Annotated in this window: 12 protein-coding genes; 7 read left to right on the forward strand and 5 right to left on the reverse strand. The window is 53.5% G+C overall.

Translation table 11 applies throughout. The features are described 5' to 3' along the window. Positions 1-128 precede the first annotated feature (128 nt). Positions 129-1,697: a transcriptional regulator TyrR gene (tyrR, locus tag EH207_RS08130; protein WP_137713530.1), complete on the forward strand. Its 1,569-nt coding sequence runs from the start codon at positions 129-131 to the stop codon at positions 1,695-1,697. A gap of 70 nt (positions 1,698-1,767) precedes the next feature. On the opposite strand, the gene tpx is transcribed toward tyrR, so the two are convergent. Both tpx and mpaA read right to left on the reverse strand, forming a co-directional pair. After that, positions 1,768-2,271: a thiol peroxidase gene (gene tpx / locus EH207_RS08135; RefSeq protein ID WP_137713531.1), complete on the reverse strand. Its 504-nt coding sequence runs from the start codon at positions 2,269-2,271 to the stop codon at positions 1,768-1,770. Between the two features lie 101 nt (positions 2,272-2,372). Continuing rightward, positions 2,373-3,095 (reverse strand): murein tripeptide amidase MpaA, encoded by a 723-nt coding sequence (gene mpaA, locus EH207_RS08140; protein ID WP_137713532.1) that lies wholly within the window; start codon positions 3,093-3,095, stop codon positions 2,373-2,375. 321 nt (positions 3,096-3,416) lie between these two features. On the opposite strand from mpaA, the gene EH207_RS08145 reads away from it, so the two are divergent. Together EH207_RS08145 and zntB are read left to right on the forward strand one after the other, a co-directional pair. Next, entirely contained in the window at positions 3,417-5,033 is a 1,617-nt protein-coding gene (locus EH207_RS08145) for a peptide ABC transporter substrate-binding protein (RefSeq protein ID WP_137713533.1), read from the forward strand. Between the two features lie 7 nt (positions 5,034-5,040). Next, on the forward strand, positions 5,041-6,024 hold the full coding sequence (gene zntB / locus EH207_RS08150; protein ID WP_137713534.1) for a zinc transporter ZntB: 984 nt from the start codon (positions 5,041-5,043) through the stop codon (positions 6,022-6,024). A gap of 254 nt (positions 6,025-6,278) precedes the next feature. Here the strand turns inward: zntB and ttcA are convergent, their stop codons facing one another. Further along, positions 6,279-7,217 carry a tRNA 2-thiocytidine(32) synthetase TtcA gene (gene ttcA, locus EH207_RS08155; RefSeq protein ID WP_137713535.1) on the reverse strand — a complete coding sequence of 313 codons (939 nt, stop codon included), beginning with the start codon at positions 7,215-7,217 and terminating at the stop codon, positions 6,279-6,281. A 324-nt stretch (positions 7,218-7,541) separates the two neighbouring features. On the opposite strand from ttcA, the gene EH207_RS08160 reads away from it, so the two are divergent. Further along, positions 7,542-7,823, forward strand: a complete 282-nt coding sequence (locus EH207_RS08160) for a putative hemolysin (protein ID WP_137713536.1) — start codon at positions 7,542-7,544, stop codon at positions 7,821-7,823. A gap of 35 nt (positions 7,824-7,858) precedes the next feature. Here the strand turns inward: EH207_RS08160 and EH207_RS08165 are convergent, their stop codons facing one another. Further along, positions 7,859-8,851 carry a 2-hydroxyacid dehydrogenase gene (locus EH207_RS08165; RefSeq protein WP_137715303.1) on the reverse strand — a complete coding sequence of 331 codons (993 nt, stop codon included), beginning with the start codon at positions 8,849-8,851 and terminating at the stop codon, positions 7,859-7,861. A 241-nt stretch (positions 8,852-9,092) separates the two neighbouring features. Between EH207_RS08165 and EH207_RS08170 the strand changes: the two genes are divergently transcribed. Further along, on the forward strand, positions 9,093-11,681 hold the full coding sequence (locus EH207_RS08170; protein WP_137713537.1) for a YdbH family protein: 2,589 nt from the start codon (positions 9,093-9,095) through the stop codon (positions 11,679-11,681). Between the two features lie 15 nt (positions 11,682-11,696). After that, the gene (locus tag EH207_RS08175) at positions 11,697-11,930 is read left to right on the forward strand and encodes a YnbE family lipoprotein (protein ID WP_137713538.1); all 234 of its coding nucleotides are present in this window, start codon (positions 11,697-11,699) and stop codon (positions 11,928-11,930) included. 63 nt (positions 11,931-11,993) lie between these two features. Here EH207_RS08175 and EH207_RS08180 read toward each other — a convergent pair whose 3' ends face one another. After that, on the reverse strand, positions 11,994-12,599 hold the full coding sequence (locus EH207_RS08180; RefSeq protein ID WP_137713539.1) for an FMN-dependent NADH-azoreductase: 606 nt from the start codon (positions 12,597-12,599) through the stop codon (positions 11,994-11,996). A 272-nt stretch (positions 12,600-12,871) separates the two neighbouring features. Between EH207_RS08180 and hrpA the strand changes: the two genes are divergently transcribed. Further along, on the forward strand, positions 12,872-16,756 hold the full coding sequence (gene hrpA, locus EH207_RS08185) for an ATP-dependent RNA helicase HrpA (RefSeq protein WP_137713540.1): 3,885 nt from the start codon (positions 12,872-12,874) through the stop codon (positions 16,754-16,756). Positions 16,757-16,776: the final 20 nt, after the last annotated feature.

Raw genomic sequence — 16,776 nt, forward strand, 5'->3', positions numbered from 1 at the left:
ACGGGATGTTTCAGGAAAATTTTCTATGACTGTCAACTTTTGCTGCCACTTCACTTCATCCGTGTAAGACGAAAGGGTATTATCACCGTTTATTAGCCTGTCGCTTTTGTTGAAGAAGGTAGCCGTTGATGCGTCTGGAAGTTTTTTGTAAAGACCGTACTGGCCTGGCCCGCGAATTGTTGGATCTTCTGGCGTCGCGCGATATCGACCTGGGAGGTATCGAGATTGCGCCAATCGGTCGTATTTATCTTAATTTTTCCGCGCTGGATATTGATGCTTTTCGCGTATTGATGGCGGATATTCGCCGGATTGAGAGCGTCACAGATGTCCGTACCGTGGCCTTTATGCCCTCGGAACGGGAACATCGTGCGGTAAACGCCCTGATGGAATCCATGCCGGAACCGGTGTTTTCGATCGATCTGCGCGGCAAGATCGAACTGTTCAACCCGGCTACGCTAGCGTTGTTTGCACAATCCGCCGGGGAAATTCGCAACCTGACCATTGGCGCATTGATACCGGGCTTTAATGTGAAGGTGTGTCTGGAACGCGGCAGCATGAGGGTGACGGAGCGCGTGGTGATCCGCGGACAGGATTTTCTGCTGGAGATGACGCCAGTCCATCTGGAAGACGATGAAGGCAAAATCACCACGGCGGGCGCGCTGGTGATGCTGAAATCCTCGGTGCGGATGGGACGGCAGTTGCAAGATCTGTCGGTGAACGATGACAGTGAGTTTGCGCACATTGTGGCGGTCAGCCCCAAAATGCGTCAGGTGGTTGAGCAGGCGCGCAAGCTGGCAATGCTCGATGCGCCGTTGCTGATTGTCGGCGACACCGGAACAGGCAAGGATATGCTGGCTCGCGCCTGCCATCTCCGCGGTCCGCGCGGTAAACAGCCGTTTCTGGCGCTCAACTGTGCTGCGTTGCCCGATGAGGTGATGGAAAGTGAACTGTACGGTCATGCGCCGGGGGCTTATCCCAATGCGCTGGAAGGCAAAAAAGGCTTTTTTGAGCAGGCGAACGGCGGGTCGGTGCTGCTGGATGAAGTCGGCGAAATGTCCGCGCAGATGCAAACTAAACTGCTGCGTTTCCTGAATGATGGAACGTTCCGGCGGGTGGGTGAAGAACATGAAATACATGTGGATGTGCGGGTGATCTGTGCGACGCAGAAAAACCTGCTGGAATTGGTGGAGCGCGGTGCATTCAGGGAAGATCTCTACTATCGTCTCAACGTACTGACGCTCACATTGCCGCCATTGCGCGAACGTCCGGCCGATATTATGCCGTTGACTGAACTGTTCGTCGCTCGCTTTGCCGACGAGCAGGGCATTCCGCGCCCAAGACTGTCTGTCGATTTGCAGCAGTTTTTGCCGCTGTACGGCTGGCCTGGTAATGTGCGTCAGTTAAAAAACGCCATTTACCGGGCGTTAACGCAGTTGGAAGGTCATGAACTGTGTATTCAGGATATCGATCTGCCCGCTTTCTCGGCGGATATTCCGCAAAGTGAGGAAATGCTGAACGGTTCGCTGGATGAGATCAGCAAACGTTTTGAACGTGCCGTGCTCACCCGCCTGTACCAGTCCTACCCCAGCACACGTAAATTGGCTAAACGTCTTGGCGTATCGCATACGGCGATTGCCAATAAATTACGGGAATACGGGCTGAGTCAGCGCAAAGCGGCGGGCGAAGACGAAGAATAAAAGAACGGCTGCCCAGGCAGCCGTTCTTTGCATCAGGCGCCGTTTAAAACGTTGCCGATTTTTTGCGGGATTACTTCAGTACGGCCAGCGCAGCATCGTAATCGGGTTCGGTGGTGATTTCATTTACCAGTTCGCTGTGCAATACATTGTCGTTCTCATCCAGAACCACTACCGCACGCGCGGTCAGACCTTTCAATGCGCCATCGGCAATGGCTACGCCATAATTTTCTTTGAACTCAGCGCCGCGCAGCGTGGACAGTACAACCACGTTGTTCAGGGCTTCAGCTCCACAAAAACGGGATTGTGCAAACGGCAGGTCGGAAGAGATACACAGAACAACGGTGTTATCCAGTTCAGAACCCAATTGGTTGAATTTACGCACGGACGTGGCACAAACGCCAGTATCGATGCTAGGGAAAATGTTCAGGATTTTACGTTTGCCAGCGTAGTGGCTGAGCGCGATATCTGACAGGTCTTTGCCAACCAGTGTAAAAGCCGGAGCTTTGTTTCCCTTTGCGGGAAACGTCCCTGATAGCGGTACTGTATTGCCTTGAAAATGTACGTTCTGTGACATGTATGCGTCCTTAATTACAGGTTGTTAACACGTCGCCCAGTTTAGAGCAACATCAGCAACATTGATATAGAAAAACGCCGGGAGCGTTTTTCAACGTCGCGTCATAATAAATGACGACTTAATAATGCTGTCATGGCGTTCAGATAACAGTCGCTGGCGGTATCTGCCGAAACCGGCGGCAGTTCCAACGTAATGCATGGCAACCCCCGGTCGGTACACCAACTGCCAAACGATCCCGGCGTCTCATAACCCACGCTGGTGACTAACGGTAAGTCAAATTGCTGTGCCAGCCACTGTGCGAATTCAGAACTTTTAGGATCTTCAATACAGGCCAGGGGTTCATGTAAAGAGACAACCCAGGCTGGATTAAGTTTCTCGATCAATTTACACAGCGCTTTTGTTTCCGGCTCTGATGCCGGGGTGTCCCCGGTGGACAGCATCACATCCCGCTCATCGGCCGCGCTGTTCCAGCGGTAATGTGTTTTCCCCGGTTGCCAGTTACCGGCGGGAAAGTTGCGGTTGAGATCGACGCCATTGGCGTTGGCGCGCAGGCCTAACTGACATCCATCCGGGTTGACGGCCAGTACGACGTGATGGCGGCGCTGACCGGGAAACAGCGTGCGCAGGGCGCAGGAAAGAGTGATCACCGCGGCGGTTTCGTCGCCATGTGTACCGGCAATGATCAGTCCGCAGTCCGCTTGTGGCAACTCGGCGGGGAAATAGAGCAACGGCGCGCCCAGCAGTGATTTACCATAAGGCTCTCCCAGAGAAGACAAATTGCCTCGCTGATGGCGGGCCCGAAGAGGGATGGTGTGATCGTTCATGTAATCAGCCCCGGTTGCTGTTAGCCTGTTTCCATCATAACGGTTGAGGATGAAAATAACATCCGGGTGACATCGGAATGCGATCCGCCAATCCGCTGTCTGTATTGGGGCATGTTGTTATAAGTACTTGCGGTTACAAGTAGATGTATGGGCCGTTTATTGTCTATTATGCTTTTTTAGTGCTTTTATTATCTGTCATCAATTGGCTTTCGGGACGGCATCGTCAATGAGGGGACATCGCAGTTTCAAAACTCGCTTTGGCATCCGAGCAATTTATTCCAGTACACGGAAGCGCGTTTTAATGGGTAAGGGTTAGTCACTATGCAAAATGGTCATGCTGCTCACTATGCTGTGCTTTTCACGATATTGACAGGCAATGCTGGCGCAGCGCAGGTTCCGCCAGGAACCGTGTTAGCCGGAAAACAGGAAATCGTCCGTCATATTAAAGATGAACCCGCCTCGCTGGACCCGATAAAAGCGGTCGGCCTACCGGAAGCGCAGATTGCGCGCGATCTGTTTGAAGGGTTGGTCAATCAAGATGCCAACGGCAACATTGTGCCCGGCGTGGCTTTGCGCTGGCAATCCAATGATAACCGTACCTTTACATTTACGCTGCGTAAGGATGCGCGCTGGTCTAATGGCGATCCGGTCACGGCAAAAGATTTTGTCTATAGCTGGCGGCGGTTGGTTACGCCAGATAATTCATCGCCTTTCGCCTGGTTTGCTCGTCTGGCGGGGATAGTCAATGCTGAACAGATTATCGAAGGAAAAATGCCGGCGGACAAACTTGGCGTCATGGCGCTCAATGACCATACGCTCAAAGTTCAACTCGGCAGGCCGGTGCCTTACTTTGTCAGTCTGTTGGCAAACTTCAGTCTGTTTCCGGTGCATCAGGCAACGATAGCGCGATATGGCAACGACTGGACCAAACCGGGTAATCTGGTGGGTAACGGCGCATTTAAGCTGCAACAGCGGGTCGTCAATGAAAAGTTGGTGATGGTGCCGAACGAATATTATTGGGATCATGCCGATACGCGGTTAACGAAAGTGACGTTCGTCCCCATCAATCAGGAATCGAACGCGACAAAACGCTATCTTTCCGGCGACATTGATATCACCGAATCCTTTCCTAAACACCTGTATCAAAAGCTGCTGAAAGATCTGCCCGGTCAGGTTTATACCCCAGCGCAACTGGGAACCTACTACTACGCCTTTAATACCCAGCGCGCGCCAACCAATGATGTGCGGGTACGCAAAGCGTTGTCTTATGCGATCGATCGAAAGGTCATTGCGGAAAAAGTGCTGGGAACCGGCGAGAAACCGGCTTACCACTTCACGCCGGATGTCACCGCCGGATTTACGCCCTCAGAGAGCGTATTGCAACAATATTCTCAGGCTGAACTGGATGCACAGGCAAAGGCATTGATGGCCGCTGCGGGCTATGGCCCTGGCAGGCCGTTGAAATTGTCGCTGCTGTATAACACCTCGGAAAGCCACCAGAAAATCGCTATCGCCGTCGCTTCCATGTGGAAAACTAAGCTGGGGGTAGAGGTACGCCTATCCAATCAGGAGTGGCAAACCTACATCGATAGTCGTAACAGCGGTAACTTTGACGTCGTCAGGGCGTCGTGGGTCGGGGATTACAACGAAGCGTCTACGTTTCTGTCGTTATTAACTTCGCGTCACAGCGGGAATATCGCGCGGTTTACAAACGCCGATTATGATCGCCTGCTGGATGAAGCCGGCAACCAAACCGACGCCAACACCTTGAGCGAGAATTATGACCGGGCGGAGAGGATGCTGATGGAAGAGGCGCCCATCGCACCGATTTATCAATACACTAACGGGCGGTTGATCAAACCCTGGGTAAAAGGCTACCCGATCGCCAACCCTGAAGACGTCGCTTATAGCCACATGCTTTATATCGTGAAACATTGAGGCGCCTATGGAACCGTTTGAAGCAAAAGCATTGAAACATTCCGGCGCGGTACATGCCTATCAGTTGGACGGGCAAGGCGGCGTCGTGCCTGTCGGCGATCGGGACGTGATAACCCGTACCCGGCCTTGCTGGTTGCATCTGGATTCGACCTTGCCGGCCAGCGCCCGCTGGTTGCATGAAACCCATCTGGTGCCGGACAGCGTGCGCAAGGCGCTGGCCGGCGAGAGTATTCGTCCCAGAGTGACGCGGTTAGGCGACGGCACGATGATTACCTTGCGCAGCATCAACCTGAATGTTGATGCCCGCCCGGACCAACTGGTGGCGATCCGGGTTTTCATAACCGACAAGCTAATTATTTCGACCCGGCGACGTAAAGTGCTGGCCATTGATGAGGTGTTAAGCGATCTCAAAGAAGGGAATGGGCCGAAAGACTGCGGGGGGTGGCTGGTGTCGGTCGCGGAATCGCTCACCGACCACACGAGTGAGTTTATCGATGATCTCCATGAAAAAATTATCGATCTGGAAGAGGATTTGCTGGAGCAAAAAATTCCTCCTCGGGGCGAATTGGCGTTGATTCGTAAACAGTTGATCGTGTTGCGCCGCTATATGACGCCGCAGCGCGATGTGTTTTCGCGTCTTTCCGGCGAGCGGCTCCCCTGGATGGAAGATGACGATCGGCGCCGTATCCAGGAAATTGCCGACAGACTGGGCCGCGGACTGGACGATCTGGATTCCAGTATTGCACGCACTACGGTGGTGTCGGATGAAATCACCGCGCAGATGACGGAGGCGTTGAACCGAAGAACCTATACCATGTCGCTGCTGGCGATGGTTTTCCTGCCGACGACCTTTTTGACCGGGCTGTTTGGCGTCAATCTGGGGGGAATTCCGGGCGGTGATTCCCAATTTGGGTTCAGTGTGTTCTGCCTGATGTTAGTGCTATTGGTTGGTGGTGTTGCATGGTGGTTAAAACGGAGTAAATGGCTGTGAACGCCAACCACGTGTTATTGCGCGTTATGTCACAGTCTTTTTCTGTAAACCGGGAAGTTTCGGCTAAATTGAGCAATATCAACATTTTTTATAAAATTGTGCGGCACTATCCCTTTCGCAGGTGAATGCAACGTCAAGCGATGGGCGTTGCGCTCCATATTGTCTTACTTCCTTTTTTGAATTACTGCATAGCACAATTAATTCACACCATGCCGACTTGACTGTCGGCATTTTTTTTGTGCTTTTCACTTCCATTATTTGATTTCCAGTACGTCCAGCCGAGTCGGTGGTTGCATTTCGTCGTCTTCCTCTTCTGGCCGCCAGCCAACCGGTTGAAGCGGCAGCGCCTCGCGATCAAAAGCCAGATCGCCTCCGTCAACGACGTCGCTGCCGTGGTGAATGCTTTTGAAATTAAACAGCGCATGATCGGCAAGGTGGGAAGGCACCACATTCTGCATTGCACTGAACATGGTTTCGATACGGCCTGGATAACGTTTATCCCAATCCCGCAGCATCTCCTTGATCACCTGACGTTGCAGATTAGGTTGTGAACCGCAGAGATTACACGGAATGATCGGATATTGACGCGCTTCGGCAAAACGCTCGATGTCTTTCTCGCGGCAGTAGGCAAGTGGGCGAATCACCACATGTTTGCCATCGTCGCTCATCAGTTTCGGCGGCATGCCCTTCAATTTTCCGCCATAGAACATATTCAGAAACAGCGTTTGCAGAATATCATCACGATGATGACCGAGTGCGATTTTGGTCGCCCCCAGTTCGGTAGCAGTACGATACAGAATACCGCGACGCAGGCGTGAGCACAGGGAGCAGGTTGTTTTGCCTTCTGGAATTTTCTCTTTCACGATGCCATAAGTATTTTCTTCGACGATCAGGTATTCAACGCCGATGCTATCAAGGTATTGCGGCAGGACATGTTCAGGGAAACCAGGCTGTTTCTGGTCCAGATTGACGGCGACCAGCGAAAAATTAACCGGCGCGCTCTGTTGCAGGTTGCGCAGAATGTCCAGCATGGTGAAGCTGTCTTTGCCGCCGGACAGACAAACCATGATGCGATCGCCTTCTTCTATCATCTTGAAATCGGCGATCGCTTCTCCGACGTTCCGGCGCAGGCGCTTTTGGAGCTTGTTGAGGTTGTATTGTCTTTTTGTGTTAACAGGCTGAATTTCATGCATTTGTTTGTCACTCTTGATCGTTTTTGCCAGTTAAGGATGTGCCCGGCGATGTTCATGTTCATCTGACTGGCAACAAAACAGGATTGTGATCCCTGATAGCCGTCATAGGCATAAGTATGGCGCGTATAGTACGGATTACGGCGACGATTGCCAGATCGTTCATTTATACGCATTTATTCTTTTGCCGCAATCCGGCATTTATTGATGTGACAGCGAAATAAGGTGTGCTAAAAATATTTATTATTTGAAATTTATTGGATATAACCCGGCGCAAGGCTTTGCGCCGGGTTATATCATCCATACGATTTGATTTGGGGCCAGATCATGAAACGTTATCAATGGCTGTTCACGACCGCCGCATTGCTATTGGCCGGTTGCAGCAACGGCGAAAAAACTACGGTTGTCGATGATGCGCTTAACCAAAACAAGCGTTCTGTGGTGCTGATGAAAAGCAGTACGCCGATGGATGTCAACTGTTCGATGATGGGAGGAACGATGGCGATCTCCAGACAATTGGATGGCGGCAAGATAGGAACCTGCCAACTGGCGAATGGCAAACGTTGCGACGAACAGGCAGTGATGAACGGAACTTGTCCGGCGGGATGAGTATTGCGGCAGTCTGAAACTGCCGCAGGCTGAATTCAGCAGGTCACCAGATTCGCGCAAGGGTCATTCTGACTCAGGGCTTTTAGGTTTTGCAACGTGGTCTGGGAGATGCTGATCAAGGCTTCCTCCGTCAGAAACGCCTGGTGTCCAGTAAACAATACGTTGTGGCAAGCGGATAGACGGCGGAAAACATCATCCTGGATCACGTCGTTCGATTTATCAGTAAAAAACAGATCTCGTTCATTTTCATAAACATCCATTCCCAGCGCCCCAATTTTTTGCTGTTTCAGCGCATCAATCGCCGACTGCGAGTCAATCAACCCGCCCCGGCTGGTATTCACAATCATTACGCCGTCTTTCATCTGCGAAAATGCGGCCTGATTGAGCAGATGGTGATTTTCCGGTGTGAGCGGGCAGTGCAGCGAAATCACATCGGCGCGGGCATAGAGTGTTTTCAGATCCACATATTCCACCCCCAGTTCCAGAGCCTGCGGGTTGGGATAGGGATCGAACGCCACCAGACGCATACCGAAACCTTTCAGAATACGCAGGGTGGCGATGCCGATTTTCCCCGTGCCGATAATGCCCGCGATGCGGTTGTGCATATTGAAACCAATCAGCCCTTCCAGTGAGAAGTTGGCGTCGCGGGTACGTTGATAAGCGCGATGGATGCGGCGGTTGAGGCATAGCATCATTCCAACGGCGTGTTCGGCTACCGCTTCCGGTGAATACGCCGGAACGCGTACCACTTTGATGCCCAGTTCTTCGGCCGCTTCCAGATCGACATTGTTGAAACCGGCACAGCGCAGCGCCAGCATTTTAACGCCCATTTGCGCCAGTTCCGTCAACACTTCACGACTGCCGTCGTCATTCACAAAAATGCAGACCGCCTGGGAGCCCGCCGCGGTTTTGGCGGTGCGTGACGTCAGCATGAAATCAAAAAATTCAAGTTCATAGCCAAACTTTTGATTGACCAGCTCTAAATATTTACGGTCGTATTGTTTAGTACTGTAAATTGCCAGTTTCATCACGTCTTTCTCCAGAAAACCTCAGATTAAGCTAACAGAAAATACAGGGGAGACAAAACCGGTTACTTGATCAGTCAATCTCAGTGTCCGCCTATCAGAGAAGGCCGAGGGTGGCATATCCGGGTGCCGGATTATATGATGCGACGGAGTCATCAGCGCTGCGCGGAAATTGTTTAGGACATAACCAACTGAAAAATTGACGAATTTTTACGGAGTCTAATTGGATGCTTAATCTTCATTTATGATTAAAAAATATGTGTTACCCGGCGCGGCGCTGATAGTTCTGCTGTTATTTGTGTTATGGCGCGCTATGCCGCAGTGGTTGCCTCATCTCGCAGGGTTCGGGTTACCCGCCGACATGTCGCTGACGTTGCGCTCATCACCGGTTTGGCGCGATTGGGGGCTGCAAAGCGACGGTTTCACGCTGACCGCAGGCGAATGTACGCTGCTTGAGGTGCGGAATATCGTTGTGCATCGGCAATCCGGGCGCTGGAAGGCCGGAATTGATACTGTTACGGTGAACAGCGATTGCATGTCCTATCTGGCCTCTGACGATAATAACGCGTCAGCGCGGCTTTCCCAGTGGCAACAGCGTTTGCCGGTCGCCGATATCACGATTGAAAAATTCACGCTTCAACCCTGGCAGGATTATGCGGGACGGGTACGGATCAGCACCGATGGCAAGCAGCGGCAGACATTGCATTATCAAGGGGAGCAGTTGGCGTTTCAGACGGAACTGAATCGGCAACATCTGATTTTGCGTGATGGGATGCTGGCGACGCCGGCGGGATACTTTCGTTTGCAACTGAGCGGCGAGATTGATCTGGCGGATGTGCTACCGCAGGCGCCTGTGCAGGGCGTGCTCAAGGGGCAGCTTGATACCGGCCAAATGCCTCGGCCGGTTTCCATGAGGCTGAGTTGGCAGCATCAGCAAGGTGCGTTTTCGTTACTGGCGGCGGAGGAGGATGAGCCCCTGGTCATGCTGCCGTGGCAATTATCGCAAGAGCGGATTCAGGTGAATAACGGTATCTGGCGCTGGCCTTATGCCGCACAACCGCTGTCGGGACGGATTTCACTCACCTTGCAGAATTGGAGGCAGGGGCTGGAAAAAACGCGCATCGATGCGCGAATGAACCTGTTGACGCAAGGGCATAACGGCAAGGCCAACGCGGTTCTGGTGCTGGGGCCGGGTCATATTGGGCTGGGAAACAGCGAGTTGCGTTTTCAGCTCACCGGCCAGGCCAACCTGTCGGATTTGTCATTCACGGCATCGCTGCCGGGCATATTGCAAGGTTCCTTATTAAACCCGGAACTGTTGATTTTACCGGGCGGGCTACTGCGCGCCTGGGGTTCGCTGGGGCCGCAGTTCCGGCTTGAGGAAGCGCGCTGGCCGCTGGCCGGGGTGCGAATAAGCCCCGCTGGGGTAAATGGCCGGTTGCAGGCTATCCTCAAAGCCCGGCATAGCTATTGGGGACGATTCAACCTGCATCTGGATGGACAGGCGCAGGATTTCTGGCCCGACCAGGGAAAATGGCAGTGGCGGTATTGGGGCAGTGGACAACTGCCGCCGCTGAAAGGGGAATGGGACGTGGCGGGACGCGGTTTCTGGCGGGATTCGCTGATTGAGGTGAGCCGACTGTCGAGCGGATTGAATCAACTTGGCTACGGGCTGGCGGTGGTTCGCCGGCCGCGGTTGACCATCGTTGAGCCCGTGCGCTGGCAGCGCGCCCGTTCAGCGACCTCTTTTCAGGGCGCGTTACAGCTTGAATCGGAGCAGGTGGATTTCAGCAACGGTGGTTATCTTCCTCCCACATTGATGAGACTTAGTTTGCAAGGGAATGATCCCAGCGACTTTCTGATAAAGGGACAGATACAGGCGCAGGATATAGGCCCGGTATCTCTGCGTGGACGTTGGGATGGTGAACGTCTACGCGGCAATGCCTGGTGGCCGCGTCAGTCCCTGACCGTTTTTCAGCCCTTGCTTTCGCCGAGGCTGAACATGAAGATCCGGGCCGGACAATTCTACGCGCAGGCGGCATTTTCCGCGGCGCGGGGGCAGGGATTCCGCGCCGGCGGGCATTGGGTTGTAAATAACGGCGGGGTGTGGTTGCGGGATGGCGAAGTCGGCGGCGTAAATTTTGTGCTGCCTTACCGCCTGAAGAGTCAGCGGTGGGAGTTAGGCATAAAACGACCGGTGACGCTGCGCATCGCCATGCTGGACAATCTGTTTCGCATGACGGCTGTCCGTGTCGATCTGCGCGGTTACTATCCGTTCAGTGAAAAGTGGCCGTTGACGATATCGCAGGCCGGCATGGAGGCATTGGGCGGCCACATCAGCCTTTTGGTTTTACGTTGGCCGCAACGGGAAGATGCGCTGTTCACCGTGAAAAGCGTGGAGCTCAGCGAACTGATAACGGCGTTGAAACTGAAACAGTTTGCGATGTCGGGGCGGGTCAGCGGCGTTCTTCCGTTAAATTTTAACCATCCTGAGATGCTGATCCAGCGAGGGCGCTTCACCAACGATCGTTTCCTGACAATTCGCATGGATAAGCAATTTGCCGACGAGCTGGCAGGTAACAACATGGCCAGAGGCGTGGCGATTGACTGGATGCGTTATCTGGAAATTGGCCGCGCTCATGCCACGGTGGAGTTGAGTAATCAGGGCGAACTGGCGCTGGTATCGCAAATTCAGGGCAAAAACCCGCTATTAAGTGCGCAGAAACAAGTCATTCTCAACTATCGTCATCAGGAGAATATTTTCCAGCTATGGCGGAGTTTGCGTTTTGGCGATAATTTGCAGGATACGTTGGAGCAGCAGGCAAATGAATAAATTAAGGATAGCGCCATGAAGCGTTATGGTGTGATTCAGGCAGGCGCAGGGGCGGTGTTTTTACTGGCAGGCTGTGTGCCGCGTATTGAAGTGGCCGCGCCTAAAGAACCGATCACGATCAACATGAACGTCAAGGTCGATCATGAAATTCATATCCGGGCGGATAAAGAAGCCACGCAGCTATTGGAAAAATCGAATAATGCGGCGGGCGAAGAAATAAAGAAAAGCGCGCCTGAAGGCGCGCAATAAAACAGCCAAAGTACAAATATTACAGCAGGGTGCTAATGATGATCATTGCGCGTTAAACGTATGTCATACGGCGGCGAACTGAGACAGTTGTGCCTTTGCGTCTTCAACGGCTTTTTGAGCGACATCCGGGCCGTAAGCGATACCTTCAGCGAAAACAAATTCAACATCGGTAATACCGATGAAGCCCAGGAACAGGCGCAGGTAAGGTTCCAACAGATCGCTCGGCGTATCTTTATGAATGCCGCCGCGACTGGTCAGCACGATGGCGCGTTTACCTTTCACCAGACCTTCAGGACCTTGCTCAGTATAGCGGAATGTCACGCCGGCACGGGCAATCAGGTCAAAATAGTTTTTCAACTGCGTTGAGATGTTGAAGTTGTACATCGGCGCGGCAATCACGATAACGTCATGTGCCTGCAATTCGTCAATCAGCTCATCTGACAGGGTTAAGGCTTCTTGCTGGCGTGGCGTCAGCGGCGCATCAGAAGGACGCAGAGCGCCGACCAATTCACCATCAAGCACAGGGACCGGCTGAGCGGCTAAATCACGAACGGTAATGCTGTCAGCAGGATGAGTGGTTTGCCACTGGGCGCCGAAGTAGTCCGCCAGTTGGTTAGACTGTGAAAAATCCGCCAGGATGCTTGATTTCAGAATCAAAACTTTGCTCATTGCCAATTCCTTAGGTTAATTGAGGTTGGTCATATTGCGACGCTCTTTGATGCGTTTCATCTTATGGAGGCGCCGCCTGGGTTGAAAGTGCAAATATTCGAGCGCGTTGTTCGATTTTATTGAATAAGTGGACGTGAGCGCGGTTAGAGCCCCCGCGGGCGATGTGCTACCATGCGCGCCGGACAGGTATGCTGGAAAATATTCCGGCTTAAGTGACTGGAATCGGGGCTAAGCATCGCTCGTAATATGAAAAAGTTTTAAGGAATAGCTACGTGAAATCACCGCTCAGCGCATTATCTACGTCGTTAAATGAGTTAATGCTCCGCGATCAGCAACGCCTGCGCCGTCGTTTACAGGGCGCCGCGAAAGTTGGCAACCCTCAGGCTCAGGCTGCGATTGCTCAGGAAATTGAGGGGGAGATCGCTGTCGCCCGCCAGAGAGTGGAAAATCGGCGGGCCGCCCGCCCGGCTATTCATTATCCCGAACAGTTGCCTGTCAGCCAGAAGAAAGACGCGATTATCAGCGCGTTGCGCGAGCATCAGGTCGTCATCGTGGCGGGGGAAACCGGATCGGGGAAAACCACGCAGTTGCCGAAGATTTGCCTGGAATTGGGACGCGGCGTGCGTGGCTTGATTGGTCATACTCAGCCACGGCGTCTGGCGGCCAGAACGGTGGCCGATCGCATTGCGGCAGAGTTGGAAACGCCGCTGGGCGGATGCGTTGGTTACAAGGTTCGCTTTAATGATCGGGTGGGCGACGATACGCTGGTGAAGCTGATGACCGATGGTGTTCTGCTGGCGGAAATTCAGCAGGATCGGCTGTTAATGCAGTATGACACGCTGATTATCGATGAAGCGCACGAGCGCAGCCTCAATATCGATTTCATTCTGGGGTATTTACGCCAGCTTCTGCCGAAGCGTCCTGATTTGAAGGTCATCATTACCTCCGCGACCATTGATCCTCAACGATTTTCCCGCCATTTTGACAATGCGCCGATCGTTGAAGTCTCGGGGCGCACCTACCCGGTGGAGGTGCGCTACCGGCCGGTGGTGGAAGAGGCCGAGGAGAGCGACCGCGATCAGCTACAGGCCATCTTTGATGCGGTGGATGAACTGGGCCGGGAAGGGCCCGGCGATATCCTGATCTTTATGAGCGGTGAGCGGGAAATCCGCGATACCGCCGATGCGTTGACCAAACTGGATTTGCCGCATACTGAAATTTTGCCGCTGTATGCCCGGTTGTCCAATCAGGAGCAAAACCGGGTCTTCCAGTCACACCACGGCCGGCGTATTGTGCTGGCGACCAACGTGGCGGAAACGTCGCTGACGGTGCCGGGTATCCGCTATGTGATTGATCCCGGCACGGCGCGCATCAGCCGTTACAGTTTCCGAACCAAAGTGCAGCGCCTGCCGATTGAGGCGATTTCCCAGGCGTCGGCCAATCAGCGTAAAGGGCGCTGCGGTCGCGTGGCCGCCGGGGTTTGTATTCGTCTCTATTCCGAACAGGATTTTCTGTCACGCCCGGAATTTACCGACCCGGAAATTCTGCGTACCAATCTGGCATCCGTTATTTTGCAAATGACGGCGCTGGGGCTGGGGGATATTGCGGCGTTTCCGTTTGTCGAGGCGCCGGATAAACGCAATATTCAGGATGGCGTGCGACTGTTGGAGGAGCTGGGCGCGATCCAACTGGCGGAAACCGGTCACTACCATTTGACCCCGCAGGGACGCCAATTGGCGCAATTGCCTATCGATCCCCGTTTGGCGCGCATGGTGCTGGAGGCCCGCAAAACTGGCTGTGTGCGGGAAGTGATGGTAATTACCGCCGGGCTGTCCATTCAGGATCCGCGCGAGCGGCCATTGGATAAAAAGCAGGCGTCGGATGAAAAGCATCGCCGTTTTGTCGATAAAGAATCCGACTTTCTGGCGTTCGTCAAGTTATGGGACTATCTGCGCGAACAGCAAAAAGCCTTATCTTCCAGCCAGTTCCGTCGGCTGTGCCGCAGTGATTACCTGAACTATCTGCGGGTGCGCGAGTGGCAGGATATCTACACCCAACTGCGTCAGGTGGTGAAAACGCTGGGATTACCGGTAAACAGCGAGCCCGCCGATTATCGCAGTATTCACTGCGCGTTACTGACGGGGTTGTTGTCGCACATTGGCCAGAAAGATATCGAGAAACAGGCGTTCAGCGGCGCGCGCAACGCGCGGTTCGCTCTTTTTCCAGGTTCCGGGCTATTCAAAAAACCGCCGAAATGGACGATGGTGGCCGAACTGGTGGAAACCAGTCGGTTGTGGGGACGGATTGCCGCACGCATCGAGCCAGAATGGATTGAGCCGCTGGCTCAGCATCTGATCAAGCGCAGCTATAGCGATCCACACTGGGAAAAAGCGCAGGGAACGGCCATGGCGCAGGAAAAAGTCACTCTGTTCGGCTTGCCGATTGTGGCGGCGCGGAAAGTGAATTATAGCCAGATCGATCCCGTGCTGGCGCGTGAGTTGTTTATTCGCCATGCGTTGGTGGAAGGTGACTGGCAGACCCCGCATGCGTTTTTCCGCGCTAATCTGAAATTGCTGGCTGAAGTTGAGGAACTGGAGAATAAATCACGTCGCCGCGACATTCTGGTGGACGATGAAACACTGTTCGCTTTTTACGATCGGCGCCTGCCGCACGATATTATCTCCGCCCGTCATTTTGACCAGTGGTGGAAAACCGCCGGCCGCCAGAATGCCGATCTGCTGAACTTTGAAAAAAGTATGTTGATCAAAGAGGGGGCGGATAAAGTCAGCGCGCTGGATTATCCGAATTTCTGGCATCAGGGCAACCTGAAGCTGCGTCTTTCTTATCAGTTTGAACCGGGAACGGACGCCGACGGCGTGACGGTGCATATCCCTTTGCCGATTCTTAATCAGGTGCGTGACGAGGGGTTTGAATGGCAAATTCCCGGTGTGCGCCGCGAACTGGTGATTGCCTTAATCAAATCGTTGCCGAAACCGATGCGCCGCAACTTTGTACCCGCGCCCAATTACGCCGAAGCGTTTCTGGCGCGCGCCACGCCGCTGGAAAAAAGCCTGCTGGAGTCATTGGAGCGTGAATTGCGGCTGATGACGGGCGTCACCGTGCCGCGCGACGAGTGGCAATGGGATCAGGTGCCCGATCATCTGAAAGTGACGTTCCGCGTGGTGGATGAGAAAAATCGCCCATTGCGTGAGGGTAAAGACCTGAATGCGCTGAAAGATCAACTGAAAGATAAAGTCCAGCAGACGCTCTCCGCCGTAGCGGATGACGGGTTGGAACAGCGCAATCTACACGTCTGGAGTTTTGGTTCTCTTCCCGACTGCTATGAGCAAAAGCGGGGGGGGTACTCGGTAAAAGCATACCCGGCGCTGGTGGATGAAAAACAGAGTGTGGCGATCCGCCTGTTTGATACGCCACATCAACAGCAGCAGGCGATGCGGCAGGGGCTGCGGCGTTTACTGTTGCTGAACATTCCTTCGCCGATTAAATATCTGCATGAGAAGTTACCCAATAAGGCAAAGCTGGGGTTGTACTTCAATCCTTACGGCAAAGTGCTTGATCTGATCGACGATTGTATTGCCTGTGCGGTGGATAAGTTGGTTGCCGAGTTTGGCGGCCCGGTGTGGCAGGAAGACGCTTTCAGGCAACTGCATGAAAAAGTGCGCGCGGAACTGAACGACACGGTGGTGGATATTGCCCAACAGGTTGAACAGATTCTGACCCTGGTGTTTGCCATCAACAAGCGGTTGAAAGGGCGAATTGATATGACGATGGCGCTGGCGCTGAACGATATCAAAAACCAGATTAATGGATTGGTGTTCCGCGGCTTCGTGACTGAAAATGGCTGGCGTCGGCTACCGGATGTGCTGCGTTACCTACAGGCGATAGAGCGTCGGCTGGAAAAACTGGCGCAGGACGCTCACCGCGATCGGGCGCAAATGCTCAAGGTCGAACAGGTGCAGCAGGCCTGGCGGCAGTGGTGGAGTAAGCTGCCGGCTGAACGGCGGGAGGATGAGGAGGTGAAAGCGATCCGTTGGATGATTGAAGAGCTGCGGGTGAGCTACTTTGCGCAACAATTGGGGACGCCGTTTCCAGTATCAGACAAACGGATATTACAGGCGATGGAACAGACGGGGTAAAAGGCAGCCAGTACCGGACT

It is taken from the genome of Brenneria rubrifaciens (assembly GCF_005484945.1).
GTDB classification, from domain to species: Bacteria; Pseudomonadota; Gammaproteobacteria; order Enterobacterales; family Enterobacteriaceae; genus Brenneria; species Brenneria rubrifaciens.